Annotated in this window: 17 protein-coding genes; 8 read left to right on the top strand and 9 right to left on the bottom strand. The window is 71.4% G+C overall.

Annotated features, from left to right (window positions below; genetic code table 11):
* Positions 1 to 55: 55 nt before the first annotated feature.
* A complete protein-coding gene (gene sufB, locus ACIBW6_RS28360) occupies positions 56 to 1,480 on the bottom strand; it encodes a Fe-S cluster assembly protein SufB (RefSeq protein ID WP_324775501.1) in 1,425 nt (474 codons plus the stop codon).
* The gene (locus tag ACIBW6_RS28355; protein ID WP_399064436.1) at positions 1,477 to 2,265 is read right to left on the bottom strand and encodes a helix-turn-helix transcriptional regulator; all 789 of its coding nucleotides are present in this window, start codon (positions 2,263 to 2,265) and stop codon (positions 1,477 to 1,479) included. Before ACIBW6_RS28355 ends, sufB begins: the two co-directional genes overlap by 4 nt.
* Before the next feature lie 246 nt (positions 2,266 to 2,511).
* Between ACIBW6_RS28355 and ACIBW6_RS28350 the strand changes: the two genes are divergently transcribed.
* From ACIBW6_RS28350 to ACIBW6_RS28340, 3 genes are all read left to right on the top strand, one after another.
* Complete coding sequence (locus ACIBW6_RS28350; protein WP_399064434.1) at positions 2,512 to 3,435, top strand: ABC transporter ATP-binding protein; 924 nt, start codon at positions 2,512 to 2,514, stop codon at positions 3,433 to 3,435.
* The gene (locus ACIBW6_RS28345) at positions 3,432 to 4,199 is read left to right on the top strand and encodes an ABC transporter permease (protein WP_399064432.1); all 768 of its coding nucleotides are present in this window, start codon (positions 3,432 to 3,434) and stop codon (positions 4,197 to 4,199) included. Before ACIBW6_RS28350 ends, ACIBW6_RS28345 begins: the two co-directional genes overlap by 4 nt.
* A gap of 116 nt (positions 4,200 to 4,315) precedes the next feature.
* The gene (locus ACIBW6_RS28340) at positions 4,316 to 5,311 is read left to right on the top strand and encodes a heme A synthase (protein ID WP_399064430.1); all 996 of its coding nucleotides are present in this window, start codon (positions 4,316 to 4,318) and stop codon (positions 5,309 to 5,311) included.
* 27 nt (positions 5,312 to 5,338) lie between these two features.
* On the opposite strand, the gene ACIBW6_RS28335 is transcribed toward ACIBW6_RS28340, so the two are convergent.
* From ACIBW6_RS28335 to ACIBW6_RS28325, 3 genes are all read right to left on the bottom strand, one after another.
* Entirely contained in the window at positions 5,339 to 6,463 is a 1,125-nt protein-coding gene (locus ACIBW6_RS28335) for an amidohydrolase family protein (protein WP_399064428.1), read from the bottom strand.
* Between the two features lie 113 nt (positions 6,464 to 6,576).
* The gene (locus ACIBW6_RS28330) at positions 6,577 to 6,912 is read right to left on the bottom strand and encodes a hypothetical protein (protein ID WP_399064426.1); all 336 of its coding nucleotides are present in this window, start codon (positions 6,910 to 6,912) and stop codon (positions 6,577 to 6,579) included.
* Between the two features lie 95 nt (positions 6,913 to 7,007).
* Positions 7,008 to 7,865, bottom strand: coding sequence for a heme o synthase (locus ACIBW6_RS28325; RefSeq protein WP_399064424.1), 858 nt, complete (start codon positions 7,863 to 7,865; stop codon positions 7,008 to 7,010).
* A gap of 453 nt (positions 7,866 to 8,318) precedes the next feature.
* Between ACIBW6_RS28325 and tkt the strand changes: the two genes are divergently transcribed.
* From tkt to pgl, 5 genes are read left to right on the top strand one after another with little or no spacing between them, the layout of a single operon-like run.
* Positions 8,319 to 10,406: a transketolase gene (gene tkt, locus ACIBW6_RS28320; RefSeq protein WP_399064422.1), complete on the top strand. Its 2,088-nt coding sequence runs from the start codon at positions 8,319 to 8,321 to the stop codon at positions 10,404 to 10,406.
* Positions 10,407 to 10,440: 34 nt separating this feature from the next.
* Entirely contained in the window at positions 10,441 to 11,559 is a 1,119-nt protein-coding gene (gene tal, locus ACIBW6_RS28315) for a transaldolase (protein WP_399064420.1), read from the top strand.
* Between the two features lie 4 nt (positions 11,560 to 11,563).
* Positions 11,564 to 13,093, top strand: a complete 1,530-nt coding sequence (gene zwf / locus ACIBW6_RS28310) for a glucose-6-phosphate dehydrogenase (RefSeq protein ID WP_399064418.1) — start codon at positions 11,564 to 11,566, stop codon at positions 13,091 to 13,093.
* A complete protein-coding gene (opcA, locus tag ACIBW6_RS28305) occupies positions 13,090 to 14,301 on the top strand; it encodes a glucose-6-phosphate dehydrogenase assembly protein OpcA (protein WP_399064416.1) in 1,212 nt (403 codons plus the stop codon). Before zwf ends, opcA begins: the two co-directional genes overlap by 4 nt.
* A complete protein-coding gene (gene pgl / locus ACIBW6_RS28300) occupies positions 14,298 to 15,077 on the top strand; it encodes a 6-phosphogluconolactonase (protein ID WP_399064414.1) in 780 nt (259 codons plus the stop codon). Before opcA ends, pgl begins: the two co-directional genes overlap by 4 nt.
* 45 nt (positions 15,078 to 15,122) lie before the next feature.
* Here pgl and ACIBW6_RS28295 read toward each other — a convergent pair whose 3' ends face one another.
* The 4 genes from ACIBW6_RS28295 to ACIBW6_RS28280 all read right to left on the bottom strand — a co-directional run bounded on the left by ACIBW6_RS28295 (position 15,123) and on the right by ACIBW6_RS28280 (position 19,312).
* Positions 15,123 to 15,629, bottom strand: coding sequence for a DUF2087 domain-containing protein (locus ACIBW6_RS28295; protein WP_399064412.1), 507 nt, complete (start codon positions 15,627 to 15,629; stop codon positions 15,123 to 15,125).
* Between the two features lie 58 nt (positions 15,630 to 15,687).
* A complete protein-coding gene (gene pgi, locus ACIBW6_RS28290) occupies positions 15,688 to 17,361 on the bottom strand; it encodes a glucose-6-phosphate isomerase (RefSeq protein ID WP_399064410.1) in 1,674 nt (557 codons plus the stop codon).
* A 108-nt stretch (positions 17,362 to 17,469) separates the two neighbouring features.
* On the bottom strand, positions 17,470 to 18,234 hold the full coding sequence (locus ACIBW6_RS28285) for a sugar isomerase domain-containing protein (RefSeq protein ID WP_399064408.1): 765 nt from the start codon (positions 18,232 to 18,234) through the stop codon (positions 17,470 to 17,472).
* Positions 18,235 to 18,310: 76 nt separating this feature from the next.
* Complete coding sequence (locus tag ACIBW6_RS28280) at positions 18,311 to 19,312, bottom strand: N-acetylglucosamine kinase (protein ID WP_399064406.1); 1,002 nt, start codon at positions 19,310 to 19,312, stop codon at positions 18,311 to 18,313.
* Positions 19,313 to 19,388: the final 76 nt, after the last annotated feature.

The following is a 19,388-nucleotide window of genomic DNA, read 5'->3' as shown; positions in this document are numbered from 1 at the left end:
CGTAGCGCTCGCTTTCATACGTAAGGGGCTTGACGGGTGGATCGGGTGGCTGAGGTCAGCCGACCGACCCCTCCATCTGCAGCTCGATCAGCCGGTTGAGCTCAAGGGCGTACTCCATGGGCAGCTCCTTGGCGATCGGCTCGACGAAGCCGCGCACGATCATCGCCATGGCCTCGAACTCGCTCAGGCCGCGGCTCATCAGGTAGAAGAGCTGGTCCTCGGAGACCTTGGAGACGGTCGCCTCGTGCCCCATGGAGACGTCGTCCTCGCGGACGTCGACGTAGGGGTAGGTGTCGGAGCGGGAGATCGTGTCGACGAGCAGCGCGTCGCACAGCACGTTCGACTTCGAGCCGGGCGCGCCCTCACCGATCTCGACGAGACCGCGGTAGGAGGTGCGGCCACCGCCGCGCGCCACCGACTTCGAGACGATGTTCGACGAGGTGTTCGGCGCCATGTGGACCATCTTGGAGCCGGCGTCCTGGTGCTGGCCCTCGCCCGCGAAGGCGATGGACAGCGTCTCGCCCTTGGCGTGCTCGCCCATCAGGTAGACGGCCGGGTACTTCATGGTGACCTTGGAGCCGATGTTGCCGTCGATCCACTCCATGGTCGCGCCCTCGTACGCCACGGCGCGCTTGGTGACCAGGTTGTAGACGTTGTTCGACCAGTTCTGGATGGTCGTGTACCGGCAGCGGGCGCCCTTCTTGACGATGATCTCGACGACCGCGGAGTGCAGCGAGTCCGACTTGTAGATCGGCGCGGTGCAGCCCTCGACGTAGTGGACGTAGGCGTCCTCGTCGACGATGATCAGCGTCCGCTCGAACTGGCCCATGTTCTCCGTGTTGATACGGAAGTAGGCCTGGAGCGGGATCTCGACGTGCACGCCCTTCGGCACGTAGATGAAGGAGCCACCCGACCACACGGCCGTGTTCAGCGCGGCGAACTTGTTGTCGCCGGCCGGGATGACGGTCCCGAAGTACTCCTTGAAGAGCTCCGGGTGCTCCTTCAGGGCGGTGTCGGTGTCGAGGAAGATGACGCCCTGCTCCTCCAGGTCCTCGCGGATCTGGTGGTAGACGACCTCGGATTCGTACTGGGCCGCGACACCGGCGACGAGGCGCTGCTTCTCCGCCTCGGGGATGCCGAGCTTGTCGTACGTGTTCTTGATGTCCTCGGGCAGGTCTTCCCAGGACTCCGCCTGCTTCTCCGTGGAGCGCACGAAGTACTTGATGTTGTCGAAGTCGATCCCGGACAGGTCCGAGCCCCAGTTCGGCATGGGCTTCTTGCCGAAGAGCTTGAGGCCCTTGAGGCGGAGCTTGGTCATCCACTCCGGCTCGGACTTCTTCGACGAGATGTCCTTGACGACGTCCTCGTTGATGCCGCGCTTGGCAGAGGCACCGGCCGCGTCGGAGTCTGCCCAGCCGTATTCGTACTTGCCCAGGCCCTCGAGCTCGGGGTGGGCAGTCTCCTCGATGGGGAGAGTCATGCGGGGTTCCTCCCGGCGGTGCGTGCAGATGCGTTGATATCGGTCTTCGGGGTGTGCTTCGGCGCGGTCCTCGCCCCGCTCTGCGGAATGAACGTCGTGCAGACGCCGTCGCCGTGAGCGATGGTGGCCAGCCGCTGCACATGCGTGCCGAGGAGCTGCGAGAACATCTCCGTCTCGGCCTCGCACAGCTGCGGGAACTGCTCGGCGACATGGGCGACCGGGCAGTGGTGCTGGCAGAGCTGCTCGCCCTGTTGCGGGAGGGGCGCGCTGCGCGCCGTAGCAGCGTACCCGTCCGCGCTCAGCGCCTTGGCCAGCGCTGCGGTGCGGTCACCGGGCGGGGCGCCCTCCACCGCCGCGCGGTAGGCCTCGGCCTGCGCGGCGAGCCGGGCGCGGGCGAAGGCGACGACCGCCTCGTCCCCGCCGGGCTGCCCCTGTATCCAGCGGAGCGCGTCCGCGGCGAGCTTGTCGTAGGACTGGTCGAAGGCGTCGCGGCCGCAGTCGGTCAGGGCGAACGCCTTGGCGGGGCGGCCGCGCGTCCGCGCGCCGTAGACCCGCTGCTCCCGCGCCACGACCACGTCGTCGGCCACGAGCGCGTCCAGGTGACGGCGGACGGCCGCCTGGGTGAGGCCGAGGCGTCCGGCGAGGTCGGCGACGGTGGACGGGCCGTGGTCCAGGATGGACCGCGCGACCCGGTTGCGCGTCGAACGGTCCGAGCGCACACCGGCCGCGAGCTCTTCCTGAGGGGCCCCCATGGGTACCTCCTGAGCCTCGCCGACGTTTTTCACAACGCCATTGTTGCGTAATTCCTCAGAGCCTGACAAGCGCTGCGGTGATCGGCCCCGGTGCGGTACATCACTTAGGCGAGCCTAAGTAGACACGGCCCGTGACCTGCACGAACGATCTTTGATCGATCACTTCCGCGCAGGTCGGGCGCGTCCGCGGCGGGGTTGGCCGGGTCACCTCCAGGACCGCTCCCGATCCGGTCGACCCGGGCGTCCGGGAGCGGGGGCGCGTCCCTAGACTGAGCCACCATGCGAAGCGATCCCGTCGTCCGGATCACGAGTCTGGTGAAGCGGTACGGAGACAAGACCGCGGTCGACGGCCTCGACCTGGAGACCGGCCCCGGCATCACGGCCGTCCTCGGCCCGAACGGTGCGGGCAAGACCACCACCGTCGAGACCTGCGAGGGCTTTCGCAGGCCGGACTCGGGCACCGTCCGCGTCCTCGGCCTCGACCCGGTCCGGCAGGCCGCCGAGCTGCGGCCCCGGATCGGCGTGATGCTCCAGTCCGGCGGGGTCTACTCGGGCGCCCGCGCCGACGAGATGCTCCGCCACATCGCGAAGCTGCACGCCCACCCGCTGGACGTGGACGACCTCATCGAGCGCCTCGGGCTCGGCGGCTGCGGGCGGACGGCCTACCGGCGGCTCTCCGGCGGCCAGCAGCAGCGCCTCGCCCTCGCGATGGCCGTCGTCGGCCGGCCCGAGCTGGTCTTCCTCGACGAGCCGACCGCGGGGCTCGACCCGCAGGCCCGCCGCGCCACCTGGGACCTGGTCGGGGAGTTGCGCGCCGACGGCGTCTCGGCCGTGCTGACCACCCACCACATGGACGAGGCCGAGCAGCTCGCCGACGCCGTCGCGATCGTCGACGCCGGCAAGGTCATCGCCCGGGGCACCCCGGAGGAGCTCTGCCGCGGCGGCGCCGAGAACACGCTGCGCTTCACCGGCCGTCCCGGCCTGGACGTGGCCTCGCTCCTCAAGGCCCTGCCCGCCGACTCCGCAGCCGCCGAGCTGACCCCGGGCTCCTACCGCGTGGCGGGCAAGGTCGACCCGCAGCTCCTCGCCACGGTCACCTCCTGGTGCGCCCAGCACGGGGTGATGCCGGACCGGATCTCCGTCGAGCGGCACACCCTCGAAGACGTCTTCCTCGAACTGACCGGCAAGGAGCTGCGCGGATGAGCACCGGCACGTACACCCCGCGCCCCGGCGCGGCACCGCTGGGGCGGATGATCGCCGCGCAGGCCGCGTTCGAGACGAAGATGCTGCTGCGCAACGGCGAGCAGCTGCTGCTCACCGTCGTCATCCCCACGCTGCTGCTGGTCCTGTTCTCCGCGGTCGACATCGTGGACACCGGCTCCGGCAAGGCGGTGGACTTCCTGGCGCCGGGCATCCTCGCCCTCGCCGTGATGTCGACGGCCTTCACGGGCCAGGCCATCGCGACGGGCTTCGAGCGCCGCTACGGCGTCCTCAAGCGGCTCGGTGCCTCCCCGCTGCCCCGCTGGGCCCTGATGACCGCCAAGACCCTCTCGGTCCTGGTCACCGAGGTCCTCCAGGTCGTCCTGCTGACCGTCATCGCCCTGGCTCTCGGCTGGTCCCCGCACGGCAACCCCTTCGCCGTACTGCTCCTGCTGGTCCTCGGCACCGCCGCCTTCTCCGGCCTCGGCCTGCTGATGGCGGGCACGCTCAAGGCGGAGGCCACGCTGGCCGCCGCCAACCTCGTCTTCCTGCTGCTGCTCGTCGGCGGTGGCGTCATCGTGCCGCTGGACAAGTTCCCCGACGCCGCGCAGACGCTGCTGGGCCTGCTGCCCATCTCCGCGCTCTCCGACGGCCTGCGCGACGTCCTCCAGCACGGCGCCTCGATGCCCTGGGGCGACCTGGGCGTCCTCGCCGTCTGGGCGGTCGCGGGCCTCGGCGCGGCGGGCACGTTCTTCCGCTGGGAGTGAGCCCACTTGGAGTGCGCCCGCCGGGAGTGAGCGCCGGAGTCATAACGCGCGTCACAGATGGCCCACTTACGTCCCCCTCGTGAAGGCGTGCACAAGCGGCCCCCTACGATGGGCCCGTGCCAAACGTGACCCGCGCCGACGCCGTCCAGGCGATCCGCAACCCGCTCGCCTTCATCGCCGCGCGCTGGACCCCCACGCCGCGGACGGTCCGGCGGGCGGCGCTCTCCGCCGTCGTCATGACGGTCGTCATCGTCGTGACCGGCGGCGCGGTGCGCCTGACCGGATCGGGCCTCGGCTGCCCGACCTGGCCCAAGTGCACCGACGGCTCGCTGACCACGACGAGCGAGATGGGCTTCCACGGAGCCATCGAGTTCGGCAACCGCATGCTGACGTACGTGCTGTGCGCCGCGGTCGGCTGGGCCATCATCGCCGCCCGCTCGGAGAAGCCGTGGCGGCGCTCGCTGACCCGGCTCGGCTGGGCCCAGTTCTGGATCGTCATGGGCAACGCGGTGCTGGGCGGCATCGTCGTCCTGGTCGGCCTGAACCCCTACACGGTCGCCGCCCACTTCATCCTGACCACGGCCCTGCTGACGGTCGCCGTGGTGATGTGGCAGCGCACCCGGGAAGGGGACGCGGCGGCGCGTCCGCTGGTCGGTGCCGCGATCAAGCAGCTCGTGTGGGTCCTGGTCGTGGCGTCGGCGCTGCTCATCGCCGTCGGCACGGTGGTGACCGGTGCGGGTCCGCACGCCGGTGACTCCAGCGACGTGCACCGGATGCCGCTCGACTGGGAGACGGTCGCCAAGGGCCACGCGGTGCTGGCCTGGATCGTGGTGACGCTGACCTTCGCCCTCTGGTTCGTCCTGAAGGCGGTCGACGCCCCGAAGGGGCCGCTGCACCGCACCCGCGACCTGTTCCTGATCCTGCTCGCGCAGGGCGTCATCGGCTACGTCCAGTACTTCACGGACCTGCCCGAGGTCCTGGTCGGCCTGCACATGCTCGGCTCGGCGCTGGTCTGGATCGGTGTCCTGCGGGTCGCGCTGGCGCTGCGCGAGCGGCCGCGGCCGGCGGCGGAGATCCCGGCGCAGTCGGACCCGGAGCTCTCGGCCGTCTGACGCGCCGACGCCGGGGCGGCACGGCGGTCAGCCGCCCGGTGCCCCGGCGTCCAGCCCGTAGACCCGCTCCGCCGTCCCCGCCGCGATCATCGTCGCCACCCGCTGCGCGTCCCCCAGGCACCAGGCGCCCTCGGCGACCCAGCCGCCGAGCACCCGGGCCAGGGCGTCGCGGAACAGGCGGGCGCCCACCACGTGCAGCTCCGGGATGCCGTGCGCGCCGCTGGAGAAGAGCAGCTTGCCGAACGGGGCGAGTTCGAGGATCTCCGCGAGCACCGCGGCGGCCCGCGCCCCGGTGCGGGCGAGCGCCGGGCCCAGATCGGCGTAGACGTGCGGGAAGATCCCGGCCAGGTGCGCGGCGTGCCGGTGGTAGGGGTAGCCGTGCAGCAGGACGAGGTCGGTGCCCAGGCCCGCGGTGGCACGGGCGAAGCCGGTCAGCAGGACCGGGTCCGTCCGCTCGGCGCGCGGCCCCGGCCCGCCGAGCCCCGCGTGCAGCTGGAGCGGCCGGCCGGTGGCCACCGCGCTCCACAGCAGATGGCGCAGCAGGACCGGGTCCGTCAGGCTGCCGCCCACCATGCGCCCGGCGAGCCAGCGGCCCGCGGCGCCCCGCACCTCGCCCGGGCCCGGCGGCTGCGGCGCGAGGGCCAGTCCGTGGCGGACGCCGGCGACCGAGGTGAAGGCGACCGCGCCCGCGGCGGCGGCGTGCACCGACTCGGCGAGGTTGGCGAGGAAGGACTCGACGGTCCCGGAGGTGTCCGCGACCTGTTCGGCCAGCAGTTCGAGGCGGACGATCTCGTGGGCGTCCGCCGCGGCGGCGCGGGCCAGTTCGTCGGGCCCGGTGAGGTCGCCGGGCAGCCCGGTGTCGACGAGGAACGTGGTGATGCCGCTGCCGCGCAGCAGCCGCCGCCCCGCCTCCATGACGCCGAGTTCGCGGCGCCTGGCCAGGTAGCGGGCGGGCGCGCAGTGCGGCTCCAGGCCGAGCAGGGGCGGGCACCAGCGGCGGACCGCGAAGCCGGTCTGCGTGTCGAAGAAGGTGGTGCCGGAGGCGGGCGGCCCCTCACCCCGGCCCAGGTGGGTCTCGAACGTGCCGAGGCCCAGTTCCGTCCGCAGCACCCCGTGGCAGTACTGATCCACCAGGGACGGCGTTTCGATCATCCGGGGCTCCCGTTGACGGACCGTACTCCTACAGTCCTAACGGGTGACCGGGCGCCGGGTGTCGCTCCGCCGTGCGTCGCACACCTGCGCCCATTCGCCCCGCGTCCCGGGCGTCAGCCGCCGAGCTGGATGCCCGCCATCCGCTTCCACTCGTACGGGCCGGTCTCGACCTTCGCGGCGAACTCGCCGTCGAAGTCCTCGTGGACGGTGATCCCGGCCTGCTCCACGGCCTTCTGGGCGACCTCGTACGTGGTGGCCACCAGGTCGCCCCAGCCGCCGTCCTCGCCGACGAGGACGATGCGGGTGCCGCGTTCCCCGAGGTAGGCCAGCTGGCCCTCGGCGCCGCCGTGGGCCCGGGCGAACGCGCCGATCTGCTTGGCGAGGCCGGCCGCCCGGCGCTCGTCCTTCGCCGCCCGACGGGGCGTCTGAACCGCTTGAGTCTCTGCCATGAGCAGGATGCTACCGACGAGTAGCGAAACAAGCGACGGGTGGGGTGCGTGGCCTGGGCCACGCACCCCACCCGCCACAAGGCGTCCGCTGCGGATCAGCGCAGGAAGGGATCGACCGCCACGGCCACGAAGAGCAGCGACACGTAGGTGATCGACCAGTGGAAGAGGCGCATCTCCTTGAGCTTGCCGCCCGTGACCTCGGCCTTGGCCCGGTTCTGCAGGCCGTGCGCCTCCCACAGCCAGAACCCGCCGGCGACCAGGGCGACCACCGTGTAGAACCAGCCGGTGTAGCCGAGCGGCGTCAGCAGCAGCGACACCAGGACCATCACCCAGCTGTAGAGGACGATCTGCTTCGCCACCACCTTGTTCGAGGCGATGACCGGCAGCATCGGCACGCCCACGCGCGCGTAGTCGTCCTTCACCTTCATGGACAGCGGCCAGTAGTGCGGCGGCGTCCAGAAGAACATGACGAGGAAGAGGACGACCGGCGCCCACGACATCGAGTTCGTCACCGACGACCAGCCGATGAGGACCGGCAGGCAGCCCGCGATGCCGCCCCACACGATGTTCTGCGACGTGCGGCGCTTGAGGATCATCGTGTAGACGACCACGTAGAACAGCAGTGCGCCCAGCGACAGCCAGGCCGACAGCCAGTTGACCGCGAAGCCGAAGAGCAGGGTGGAGACCACCGCGAGGGAGATGCCGAAGACCAGGCACTCGGCCGGGCTCACCATGCCGGTGACCAGCGGCCGCTGCGACGTCCGGTCCATGAGGGCGTCGATGTCGCGGTCGTACCACATGTTCAGCGCGTTGGCGCCGCCCGCCGACAGGTAGCCGCCGAGGCAGGTGATCAGCACCAGCTTCAGATCGGGCACACCCTGTTCGGCGAGGAACATCACCGGCACCGTGGTGATGAGGAGCAGCTCGATGATCCGCGGCTTGGTCAGCGCCACGAACGCCTTGACACGGGCCCCGAACGGCCGCTGACCCCGGCTGCTGCTCGTCCCGAGCGCCCCCGATGGACGGGATTCGACGGCCGTCACGCACACCCCTGACAAAGACTCCAGCGAGCCCCCAAGCAGTCCACTTGGATGTGAAGTCCCGGTAAAGGCTCGCGCGTACCACGCCACTGTAGACGTTGCCTATACCTCGCTCTTCGCGGGGGTGGGGTCGTGTTGGGCGGCTCCTCCAGATGAGCTTTTCCGCGTGCGGATGAGCCCCCGGATGAGCGGCTCCGTATTCAGCTGAGGAAGGGCGTCGACCCTTGTCAGGAGGCGGATCCGACAGAGTCCCGGCAGTCTGGAACGACTCGAAAGAATGCTTGTTCCAGCAAGGGTAGGCTCGACAACGGCCGGTGAGACCGACGTCACCGGTACTAGCCATGTGGAAAGGAGCCCTGACTCAGGGTGAGCACCAAGCCGACCACCACTGACCTCGAGTGGACCGATGTGGACCAGCGTGCCGTCGACACCGCGCGCGTCCTGGCCGCCGACGCCGTACAGAAGGTCGGCAACGGCCATCCCGGTACGGCGATGAGCCTGGCCCCGGCCGCGTACACCCTCTTCCAGAAGGTGATGCGACACGACCCGGCGGACGCCGACTGGGTCGGCCGTGACCGGTTCGTCCTGTCCGCGGGCCACTCGTCCCTGACCCTCTACATCCAGCTCTACCTGGCCGGGTTCGGCCTGGAGCTGGACGACCTGAAGGCGTTCCGGACGTGGGGTTCCAGGACCCCGGGCCACCCGGAGTACGGCCACACCACCGGCGTCGAGACGACCACGGGCCCGCTGGGCCAGGGCGTCGCCAACGCCGTGGGCATGGCGATGGCCGCCCGCTACGAGCGCGGCCTGTTCGACCCGGAGGCCGCCCCGGGCGCCTCCCCGTTCGACCACTTCGTCTACGCCATCGCCGGTGACGGCTGCCTCCAGGAGGGCATCTCCTCGGAGGCGTCCTCGCTCGCGGGCCACCAGAAGCTCGGCAACCTGGTCCTGCTGTGGGACGACAACCACATCTCGATCGAGGGCGACACCGAGACGGCGGTCTCCGAGGACACCTGCAAGCGCTACGAGGCGTACGGCTGGCACGTGCAGCGCGTGGCCGCGAAGCCGGACGGCGACCTGGACCACGAGGCGATCTACAACGCCATCGAGGCGGCCAAGAAGGTGACGGACAAGCCGTCCTTCATCGCGATGCGCTCGATCATCGCCTGGCCCGCCCCGAACGCGCAGAACACCGAGGCCGCGCACGGCTCGGCGCTCGGCGACGACGAGGTGGCCGCCACCAAGCGCGTACTGGGCTTCGACCCGGAGAAGTCCTTCGACGTCTCCGACGAGGTCATCGGCCACACCCGCAAGGCCCTCGACCGCGGCGCCCAGGCCAAGGCCGAGTGGGACAAGTCGTTCCAGGAGTGGCGTACGGCCAACCCGGAGCGCGCCGCCGAGTTCGACCGGATCAACGCGGGCGAGCTGCCCGACGGCTGGGAGGAGAAGCTCCCGGCGTTCGAGACCGGCAAGGCCGTCGCCACCCGCGCCGCCTCCGGCAAGGTCCTCCAGGCGCTCGGCCCGGTCATCCCCGAGCTGTGGGGCGGCTCCGCCGACCTCGCCGGCTCGAACAACACGACGATCGACAAGACGTCGTCCTTCCTGCCCGAGGGCAACACGCTGCCGGAGGCCGACCCGTACGGCCGCACGATCCACTTCGGTATCCGCGAGCACTCCATGGCCGCGGAGATGAACGGCATCGCGCTGCACGGGCACACCCGTATCTACGGCGGCACGTTCCTGACGTTCTCCGACTACATGCGCAACGCCGTGCGGCTGTCGGCCCTGATGCACCTGCCGGTGACGTACGTGTGGACGCACGACTCCATCGGTCTCGGTGAGGACGGCCCGACGCACCAGCCGGTCGAGCACATCGCGTCGCTGCGCGCCATCCCCGGCCTGAACGTGGTCCGTCCCGCCGACGCCAACGAGACCGCCATCGCCTGGCGCGAGGTGCTCAGGCGCGGCAAGAAGGACTACGGCAAGAGCGCTCCGCACGGCCTGGTCCTGACCCGTCAGGGCGTGCCGACGTACGACGCGAACGAGTCCACCGTCAAGGGCGGCTACGTCCTCGTCGAGGCGTCGAAGCAGACGCCGGACCTGATCCTGATCGCCACCGGTTCCGAGGTGCAGCTCGCCGTCGAGGCGCGCGAGACCCTGGAGGCGGAGGGCGTCGCCACGCGTGTCGTGTCGATGCCTTGCGTCGAGTGGTTCGAGGAGCAGGACCAGGGGTACCGGGAGAGCGTCCTGCCGTCCGCGGTCAGGGCCCGTGTCGCCGTCGAGGCCGGGATCGGTCTGACGTGGCACAAGTACGTCGGTGACGCCGGCCGCATCGTCTCGCTGGAGCACTACGGTGCGTCGGCCGACGGCAAGGTGCTCTTCAAGGAGTTCGGATTCACCGCCGAGAACGTGGCGGCCAAGGCACGGGAATCCCTCGCCGCGGCCCAGCGCTGACGCCCGTACACGACACGTAGGAGATGCATTTTCCATGACAGACGCACTCAAGCGCCTCTCCGAGGAGGGCGTCGCGATCTGGCTGGACGACCTGTCGCGCAAGCGGATCACCTCCGGCAACCTCGCCGAGCTGATCGACCAGCAGCACGTCGTGGGCGTCACGACCAATCCGTCGATCTTCCAGAAGGCGATCTCGCAGGGCGACGGTTACGACCAGCAGCTCTCCGACCTCGCGGCCCGCCGGGTCACCGTCGAGGAAGCCATCCGCATGATCACGACGGCGGACGTCCGCGACGCCGCCGACATCCTGCGCCCGGTCTTCGAGTCGACGGGCGGCCAGGACGGCCGGGTCTCGATCGAGGTCGACCCGCGCCTCGCCCACGACACACACGCCACGGTCGCCGAGGCCAAGCAGCTGGCGTGGCTGGTGGACCGGCCGAACGCGCTCATCAAGATCCCCGCCACGGAGGCGGGCATCCCGGCGATCACCGAGGTCATCGGCCTCGGCATCAGCGTCAACGTGACGCTGATCTTCTCGCTGGAGCGCTACCGCAAGGTCATGGACGCCTACCTCGCCGGCCTGGAGAAGGCCAAGGAGCGCGGCCTCGACCTGTCCACGATCTACTCCGTGGCGTCCTTCTTCGTGTCCCGCGTGGACACCGAGATCGACAAGCGCCTGGACGGCATCGGCACGGACGAGGCCAAGGGCCTCAAGGGCAAGGCGGCCCTCGCCAACGCGCGCCTGGCCTACGAGGCGTACGAGGAGGTCTTCTCCTCCGACCGCTGGGCCGCGCTCGACAAGGCGCAGGCCAACAAGCAGCGTCCGCTGTGGGCCTCGACCGGCGTCAAGGACCCGGCCTACAAGGACACCCTGTACGTCGACGAGCTGGTGGCGCCGAACACGGTGAACACCATGCCGGAGGCGACCCTGGAGGCCACCGGGGACCACGGGCAGATCACCGGCAACACCATCAAGGGCACGTACGACCAGGCCCGCTCCGAGATCGCCGCGGTCGAGAAGCTCGGCATCTCGTACGACGAGGTCGTGCAGCTGCTCGAGGACGAGGGCGTCGAGAAGTTCGAGGCGTCCTGGACCGACCTGCTCAAGTCGACCGAGGCCGAGCTCAAGCGCCTCGCCCCCTCGGAGGGCTGACACCTTGACCGCACACGGAGCCAACCCGCTCCGTGACACCGCAGACCGACGGCTCCCGCGCATCGCGGGGCCGTCGGGTCTGGTGATCTTCGGTGTCACGGGCGATTTGTCACGTAAAAAGCTGATGCCCGCCGTGTACGACCTTGCCAACCGGGGTCTGCTTCCCCCGGGCTTCTCACTGATCGGCTTCGCGCGCCGTGACTGGGAGGACGAGGACTTCGCCCAGGTCGTCCACGACGCGGTCAAGCAGCACTCCCGGACGCCCTTCCGCGAGGAGGTCTGGCAGCAGCTCATCCAGGGCATGCGCTTCGTCCAGGGCAACTTCGACGACGACGAGGCCTTCGAGACCCTCAAGGCGACGATCCAGGACCTGGACAAGTCCCAGGGCACGGGCGGGAACTTCGCGTTCTACCTCTCCGTACCCCCCAAGTTCTTCCCGCTGGTCGTGCAGCAGCTCAAGGAGCACGGCCTCGCGGACGCGCCGCAGGGCTCCTGGCGGCGCGCCGTCATCGAGAAGCCCTTCGGCCACGACCTCGCGTCGGCCAAGGAGCTGAACGCGATCGTGCACGAGGTCTTCGACCCGGACCAGGTCTTCCGGATCGACCACTACCTCGGCAAGGAGACGGTCCAGAACATCCTGGCGCTGCGCTTCGCCAACCAGATGTTCGAACCGATCTGGAACCGGTCCTACGTGGACCACGTGCAGATCACCATGGCCGAGGACATCGGCATCGGCGGCCGGGCCGGCTACTACGACGGCATCGGCGCCGCCCGCGACGTCATCCAGAACCACCTGCTCCAGCTGATGGCGCTGACCGCGATGGAGGAGCCCGCGTCCTTCGACGCGGACGCGCTCGTCGCCGAGAAGGCCAAGGTGCTCGGCGCCATCCGGCTGCCGAAGGACCTCGGCAAGGACACGGTGCGCGGCCAGTACGCGGCCGGGTGGCAGGGCGGCGAGAAGGCCGTCGGCTACCTCCAGGAAGAGGGCATCGACCCCAAGTCGAAGACCGACACCTACGCGGCGATCAAGCTGGAGGTGGACAACCGCCGCTGGGCGGGCGTCCCCTTCTACCTGCGCACCGGCAAGCGCCTGGGCCGCCGCGTCACCGAGATCGCGGTCGTCTTCCAGCGCGCCCCGCACTCCCCCTTCGACCACACGGCGACGGAGGAGCTCGGCCAGAACGCGATCGTGATCCGCGTCCAGCCCGACGAGGGCATCACGGTCCGCTTCGGCTCGAAGGTCCCGGGTACCTCGATGGAGATCCGGGACGTGTCGATGGACTTCGCCTACGGCGAGTCCTTCACCGAGTCCAGCCCGGAGGCGTACGAGCGGCTCATCCTGGACGTCCTGCTCGGCGACTCCAACCTCTTCCCGCGCACGGAGGAGGTCGAGCTGTCCTGGAACATCCTCGACCCGATCGAGAAGTACTGGGACAAGCACGGCAAGCCGGCGCAGTACCCGTCCGGCACGTGGGGGCCCGCGGAAGCGGACGAGATGCTCGCACGAGACGGACGGAGCTGGCGGCGGCCATGAAGATCGACCTGACGGACACCACCTCCAGCAAGATCAACAAGGCGCTCGTGAAGGGCCGCCGGGCCATCGGCACCCCCGCCGTCGGCATGGTCCTGACCCTCGTCATCGTCACCGACGAGGAGAACGCCTACGACGCGCTGCGGGCGGCCAACGAGGCGTCGCGCGAGCACCCCTCGCGCACCCTCGTCGTCATCAAGCGCGTCTCCCGCTCCCCGCGCGACCGCACGAAGTCGCGGCTCGACGCGGAGGTGCGGGTCGGCGTCGAGGCCGGTACCGGCGAGACGGTCGTCCTGCGGCTGTACGGCGAGGTCGTCAACCACGCCCAGTCGGTCGTCCTGCCGCTGCTGCTGCCCGACGCCCCGACGGTCGTGTGGTGGCCCGTGGACGCGCCGCTCGACCCCGCCCAGGACCCGCTGGGCGCCCTGGCCCAGCGCCGCGTCACGGACACGTACGCCGCCGAGCAGCCCCTCCACGAGCTGGAGGCGCGCGCGGCGTCCTACGCGCCCGGTGACACGGACCTGTCCTGGACCCGCATCACCCCGTGGCGTTCGATGCTGGCCGCCGCCCTGGACCAGGTGACCTGCGACGTCACCGGCGTGGAGGTCGAGGGCGAGGAGTTCAACCCGAGCTGCGAGCTCCTCGCGATGTGGCTCGCGGACCGGCTCGACGTGCCGGTGCGGCGGCTGCTGTCGCCGGGGCCCGGCCTGACCGGCGTCCGCATGGAGTCCACCTGCGGCCCGATCGTCCTGGACCGGGCCGACGGCATCCTGGCGACGCTCTCCATCGAGGGGCAGCCGGACCGCTCCGTGGCGCTCAAGCGCCGGGAGACGTCCGAGCTGATCGCGGAGGAGCTGCGGCGCCTGGACCCGGACGACACGTACGCGGCGGCGCTGCGCTACGGCGTGGACCGGCTGGGCGAGCCGGTCGAGCAGACCCGGCCGCTGTCCGAGACGGCCACGGAGACGAGCGGGGCGTCCGCCGAGTCGAACGGGACGTCCGCGCGGGCTACGGGCGCCTCCGACACCGCTTCCCCGGAGGCGGAGCCCGCGTCCGCGGCACCGGCCAAGAAGGCGCCCGCCAAGAAGGCGCCCGCCAAAAAGGCAGCCGTCAAGAAGGCACCGGCCAAGACCGCGGCCGCGAAGAAGACGGCGGCGAAGAAGACGGCGCCCGCCAAGAAGGCTCCGGCCAAGAAGGCGGCGGCGAAATGAGCGCGGCACCCCAGCTCGTCGTCCACCGCGACAAGGAGCTGATGGCGCAGGCCGCCGCGGCCCGGCTGATCACCAAGATCGTCGACGCCCAGGCCGCCCGCGGGTACGCCTCCGTCGTCCTGACGGGCGGCCGCAACGGGAACGGCCTGCTGGCCGCGCTCGCGGCGGCACCCGCGCGGGACGCGGTCGACTGGAGCCGCCTCGACCTGTGGTGGGGCGACGAGCGGTTCCTGCCGGACGGCGACCCCGAGCGCAACTACACGCAGGCGCGCGAGGCACTGCTCGACTCGGTGCCGCTCAACCCCGACCGGGTGCACCCCATGCCCGCCTCGGACGGCGCGTACGAGCCGGACGCGGCGGCCGAGGTGTACGCGGCCGAACTCGCCACGGCCGCGGGCCCCGAGGACCACGGTCCCGTGCCGACGTTCGACGTCCTGATGCTCGGCGTCGGCCCGGACACGCACGTGGCCTCGCTCTTCCCCGAGCTGCCCGCGGTCCACGAGACGGAGCGCACGGTGGTGGCGGTGCGGGGCGCCCCCAAGCCCCCGCCCAACCGGATCACCCTCACGCTCCCGGCGATCCGGGCCGCGCGCGAGGTGTGGCTGCTCGCCGCGGGCGAGGACAAGGCGAACGCGGCCGCGATCGCCCTGTCCGGCGCGGGCGAGATCCAGGCCCCCGCGGCGGGCGCCCACGGCCGCTCGCGCACCCTGTGGCTGCTGGACGCGGCGGCGGCCTCGCAGCTCCCGCCGGAGCTGTACCCGCCGGCCGTCCCGTAACCGGCCCGCTGTTCGTGAGGCCCCGCTCCTGCTCGGAGCGGGGCCTCACGCGTGCTGCGGGACCCGGTAGTCCGAGCCGTCCTTCTCCCGTACGAGCAGACCGTCGATGACGCAGTACCGGCGCAGGGCGGCGGTGTCGTCGTGGACGGTGCGCAGCGCCGCGTTGACCTCCCGCTCGCTGTACGTCCGGTCGGTGTCGAAGAGCGTGTCCGTGAGGTGGACGAGCAGTTCGTGGCGGACCGCGGGGCGGACCGGGATCGCGGTGAGCCGGCCGCGGGCGAAGAAGCCGGTGAGGTGGCGCGGGACCCCCGTGCCGGGCTCGGGGGTGCGGGCGCGGCGGAACACCTCGGGCCCGGCGCGCAGCGATCCGTCGTCGAGCCGCTCGACGAGTCCGGCGGCGACCAGCTTGCCCAGGTGCTTGCGGGCGGCCGGGGAGTCGGCCTCCCGCGGTGGCAGCTCGTCGAGGACTATGCGCGCGTACAGCCTGAGTCGTTCGGGGTCGGCGAGGGCCGACATGAGGTGGTCCACAGGGGTGCCTCCCGGCAGGGTCACGAACGGGCAGTCTCGCCCGCCGGGCGGCGTCCCCGCATCCGATTAACCCGAACGGCTGTCAGCTCGAACGGCCGCGCAGCGCCCGGTAGGTGGCGACGAGCGCCTGCGTCGACGCGTCGAGCCCGGGCACGTCCGCGCCCTCGGTCAGCGCGGGTTCGACGCGCTTGGCGAGGACCTTGCCGAGTTCGACGCCCCACTGGTCGAAGGAGTCGATGTTCCAGACCGCGCCCTGGACGAAGACCTTGTGCTCGTAGAGCGCGACCAACTGGCCGAGCACGGACGGCGTCAGGGACCGCGCGAGGATCGTCGTCGTGGGGTGGCCGCCGCGGAACGTCTTGTGCGGGACCAGTTCCTCGGGCACGCCCTCCGCGCGTACCTCGTCCGGCGTCTTGCCGAACGCGAGCGCCTGGGTCTGCGCGAAGAAGTTGGCCATCAGCAGGTCGTGCTGGGCCACGAGCCCCGGCTCCAGGTCGGCGACGGGCTCGGCGAAGCCGATGAAGTCCGCGGGGATCAGCTTCGTGCCCTGGTGGATCAGCTGGTAGTAGGCGTGCTGGCCGTTGGTGCCGGGGGTGCCCCAGACCACCGGGCCCGTCTGCCAGCCGACCTCCGCGCCGTCGCGCTGCACGGACTTGCCGTTCGACTCCATGTCGAGCTGCTGGAGGTAGGCGGTGAACTTCGACAGGTAGTGGCTGTACGGCAGCACGGCGTGCGACTGGGCGTCGTGGAAGTTGCCGTACCAGATGCCCAGCAGGCCCATCAGCAGCGGCGCGTTCAGCTCGGCGGGCGCGGTGCGGAAGTGCTCGTCGACGAGGTGGAAGCCGTCCAGCATCTCGCGGAAGGCGGCTGGCCCGATGGCGATCATCAGCGCGAGGCCGATGGCGGAGTCGTACGAGTAGCGGCCGCCGACCCAGTCCCAGAACTCGAACATGTTGGCCGTGTCGATGCCGAAGTCGGCGACCTTCTCGGCGTTGGTCGACAGGGCCACGAAGTGCTTGGCCACGGCGTCCTGGCCCGCGCCGAGGCCGGCCAGGAGCCAGGTGCGCGCCGAGGTCGCGTTGGTGATCGTCTCGATGGTGGTGAACGTCTTCGAGGCGATGACGAAGAGCGTCTCGGCCGGGTCGAGGTCGCGGACGGCCTCGTGCAGGTCGGCGCCGTCCACGTTCGACACGAAGCGGACCGTGAGGTCGCGGTCGGTGAAGGAGCGCAGTGCGTCGTAGGCCATCGCGGGGCCGAGGTCCGAGCCGCCGATGCCGACGTTGACGATGTTCTTGATGCGCTGGCCGGTGTGGCCGGTCCACTCGCCGGAGCGGACCTTGTCGGCGAAGCCCGCCATCTTGTCGAGCACGGCGTGCACCTGCGGCACGACATTCTCGCCGTCGACCTCGATCACCGCGTCGCGCGGGGCGCGCAGCGCCGTGTGGAGCACGGCGCGGTCCTCGGTCGTGTTGATCTTCTCGCCGCGGAACATGGCGTCCCGCAGCCCGAAGACGTCGGTGGCGGCGGCCAGCTCGCGCAGCAGCCGCAGCGTCTCCTCGGTGACCAGGTGCTTGGAGTAGTCGAGGTGCAGATCGCCGACGGTGAGGACCAGGCGCGTGCCGCGCGCCGGGTCGGCGGCAAACAGCTCACGCAGCTGGACGTCGCCCAGCTGCTCCCGGTGCTCGGCCAGCGCCTGCCACTCGGCCGTCCCGGTGAGCCGCGCGCGGCCCTTCCCGCCTGCTTCGAACGCGTTCATCTCGGACTTCAGCCGCCTCTCGTACGTGCGTACGTGCCGTGCCCCGCTGCTTCGACCAACCTAATCGATCAGCGGCCGGTACGAGCGGTCGGTCCGGCGTGGTGCGGCTCAGTGGCCGCCGCGGTGCAGGCGGCCGGCGTAGTGGTCCTCGAGGCAGCCGTTGCGCTCGAAGCCGCCGGGCAGGTTGGCGGAGACGTAGACGGGCGGCTCGTGGCCCTGGGCGAGCAGCAGCGCCACGGCGTCGGCGACGACCATCTGCACGAGCAGCGCCGAGGTGATCGTGGAAACCCCGCAGAGGCCGCCGCCGTCGGGCAGCGGCAGGATCGCGTCGCCGGTGGGCGCGCAGTTGTCGAGGACGGCGTCGGCGTGGTCGGCGAGCCGGCTGCCGCTGGCGTGCAGGGCCGGGACGGCGCGGGTGTGCTCCAGGGAGGTCAGGGCGACCAGCGGGTGCCCCTTCTCCTTGACCAGCATCGCCATGTCGACGATCGAGTTGTTGACACCGGAGTTCGAGATGATCACGAACAGGTCCTGCGGGCGCGGGGTGCTCAGTTCGTAGAGGCGGGCCGCGAGGCCCGGGCGGCGCTCCAGGAGCGGGTCGTCGAGCACCGAGCGGTCCTCGCCGCCCCGCAGGACGAGGTCGTGCAGGGCGACGCGGGTGGTCGGGATGAGGCCGCCGGCGCGCCCGGAGATCTCCAGGGCCGTCGCCTGGGAGTGGCCGGTGCCGAAGGCGTGGACGACGCCGTCGGCGGCGACGCACTCCGCGACGAGCCGGGCCGCCGCGGCGACGCCGTCCTTGTTCGTGGCGATGGCCCGCTCCACGTGCGCGCGCACCTGGTCCGCCAACACGTCCGCCCCGAGCCGCTGTTCCGTCATGACCCCGCCCGCCTTCGGTTCATTGATTCAGTTCACGTTCTTCCCGGTGGAACAATGAACCGATCGGGGCGTGCCGTCAAGACGTCCCCGGCGGTGCGGCGGCCAGGAGCCGGGCCAGGGCCACCGCGCCGTCGACGCCGTCCGGCACGGCGAAGCAGCGCAGCCCGAGCGGGGCCACGGCCAGGCGCAGCCGCTCCCCCAGCGGGCCGTCCGGCCCCAGCAGCCCTCCGGTGACGACCAGCGACTCCCCCGGGACGGGCCCCAAGGCCCGCACGGTGTCGGCGAGTCGCTCCGCCGCCTCGTCGAGCAGGGACCGCGCCCAGGCGTCCCCCTGCCCCGCGGCCGCCACGACGAGCGGGCTCAACTCGGCCAGCACCACCGGCCGTTGCGCGTACGCCCACTGCGCGATCGCCTGCTTGAGGCGGTGCCGGCCCGCCCAGTCGAGGGCGGGATCGGCGCGCCCCGGCACCACCCGGTCGAGCACCAGCGTCACCAGCGGCCCCCACGGCGCCCGGCCGTCCACCGCTCGCAGCGCGCCGCGCAGCGCCTGCCGCCCGAGCCAGAAGCCGCTGCCGGTGTCCCCGAGCAGCCAGCCGTCCCCGTCCACCACGCGCACCGTGCGCCGCCCGGCCACGCGCGCCGCGACGGCGCCGGTGCCCGCGATGAGCACGAGCCCGTCGGCGGGGGCGCCGGGCGCCGAGGCGCAGGCCACCTCGACGTCGCCGTGGACGCCGAGCGCCGCCCGCCCGAGGCCCAGCCGGGTCAGCGCCTCGGCCAGGCACTCCTCGGCGATGCTGCGCCCGGGCACCGAGCCGGCGCCCTCGCCGGCGCCCGCGAACCCGCCGACGACGGCGGTCACCTCGCAGCGCAGCGCCGCGGGCACGGCCGCTCCGACCGCCTGCGCCAAGTGCCGGACCATGGCGGGGCGTTCGACGCTCAGCGCGTTGCCGGGTCCGCCGTGTCCGGCGCCCACGACCCGGCCGTCGGCGGCGACGCACCGCGCCCGCACCCGGGTGCCTCCGGCGTCGATCCCGACGGTGAGCGGAGCGGCGTACTGGGTGATGGATTCGTTAAGCACACCGCATGATGATTGATAGATTCACCCCCGACAACACCCCGCACAGCACCCCGGCGCCCGCGGACCGGCCGCCCCG

This window comes from Streptomyces sp. NPDC049813, assembly GCF_044465085.1.
Taxonomy (GTDB): domain Bacteria; phylum Actinomycetota; class Actinomycetes; order Streptomycetales; family Streptomycetaceae; genus Streptomyces.
Note: the sequence above shows the minus strand (reverse complement) of the source record. Positions and strands in the feature narration are given on the sequence as shown.

Excerpts from the sequence above, each read along its gene's own strand:
- sufB (WP_324775501.1), bottom strand. The coding sequence starts at position 1,480 with ATGACTCTCCCCATCGAGGAGACTGCCCACCCCGAGCTCGAGGGCCTG.
- ACIBW6_RS28350 (WP_399064434.1), top strand. The coding sequence starts at position 2,512 with ATGCGAAGCGATCCCGTCGTCCGGATCACGAGTCTGGTGAAGCGGTAC.
- ACIBW6_RS28345 (WP_399064432.1), top strand. The coding sequence starts at position 3,432 with ATGAGCACCGGCACGTACACCCCGCGCCCCGGCGCGGCACCGCTGGGG.
- ACIBW6_RS28335 (WP_399064428.1), bottom strand. The coding sequence starts at position 6,463 with ATGATCGAAACGCCGTCCCTGGTGGATCAGTACTGCCACGGGGTGCTG.
- ACIBW6_RS28330 (WP_399064426.1), bottom strand. The coding sequence starts at position 6,912 with ATGGCAGAGACTCAAGCGGTTCAGACGCCCCGTCGGGCGGCGAAGGAC.
- tal (WP_399064420.1), top strand. The coding sequence starts at position 10,441 with ATGACAGACGCACTCAAGCGCCTCTCCGAGGAGGGCGTCGCGATCTGG.
- opcA (WP_399064416.1), top strand. The coding sequence starts at position 13,090 with ATGAAGATCGACCTGACGGACACCACCTCCAGCAAGATCAACAAGGCG.
- pgl (WP_399064414.1), top strand. The coding sequence starts at position 14,298 with ATGAGCGCGGCACCCCAGCTCGTCGTCCACCGCGACAAGGAGCTGATG.
- pgi (WP_399064410.1), bottom strand. The coding sequence starts at position 17,361 with ATGAACGCGTTCGAAGCAGGCGGGAAGGGCCGCGCGCGGCTCACCGGG.
- ACIBW6_RS28285 (WP_399064408.1), bottom strand. The coding sequence starts at position 18,234 with ATGACGGAACAGCGGCTCGGGGCGGACGTGTTGGCGGACCAGGTGCGC.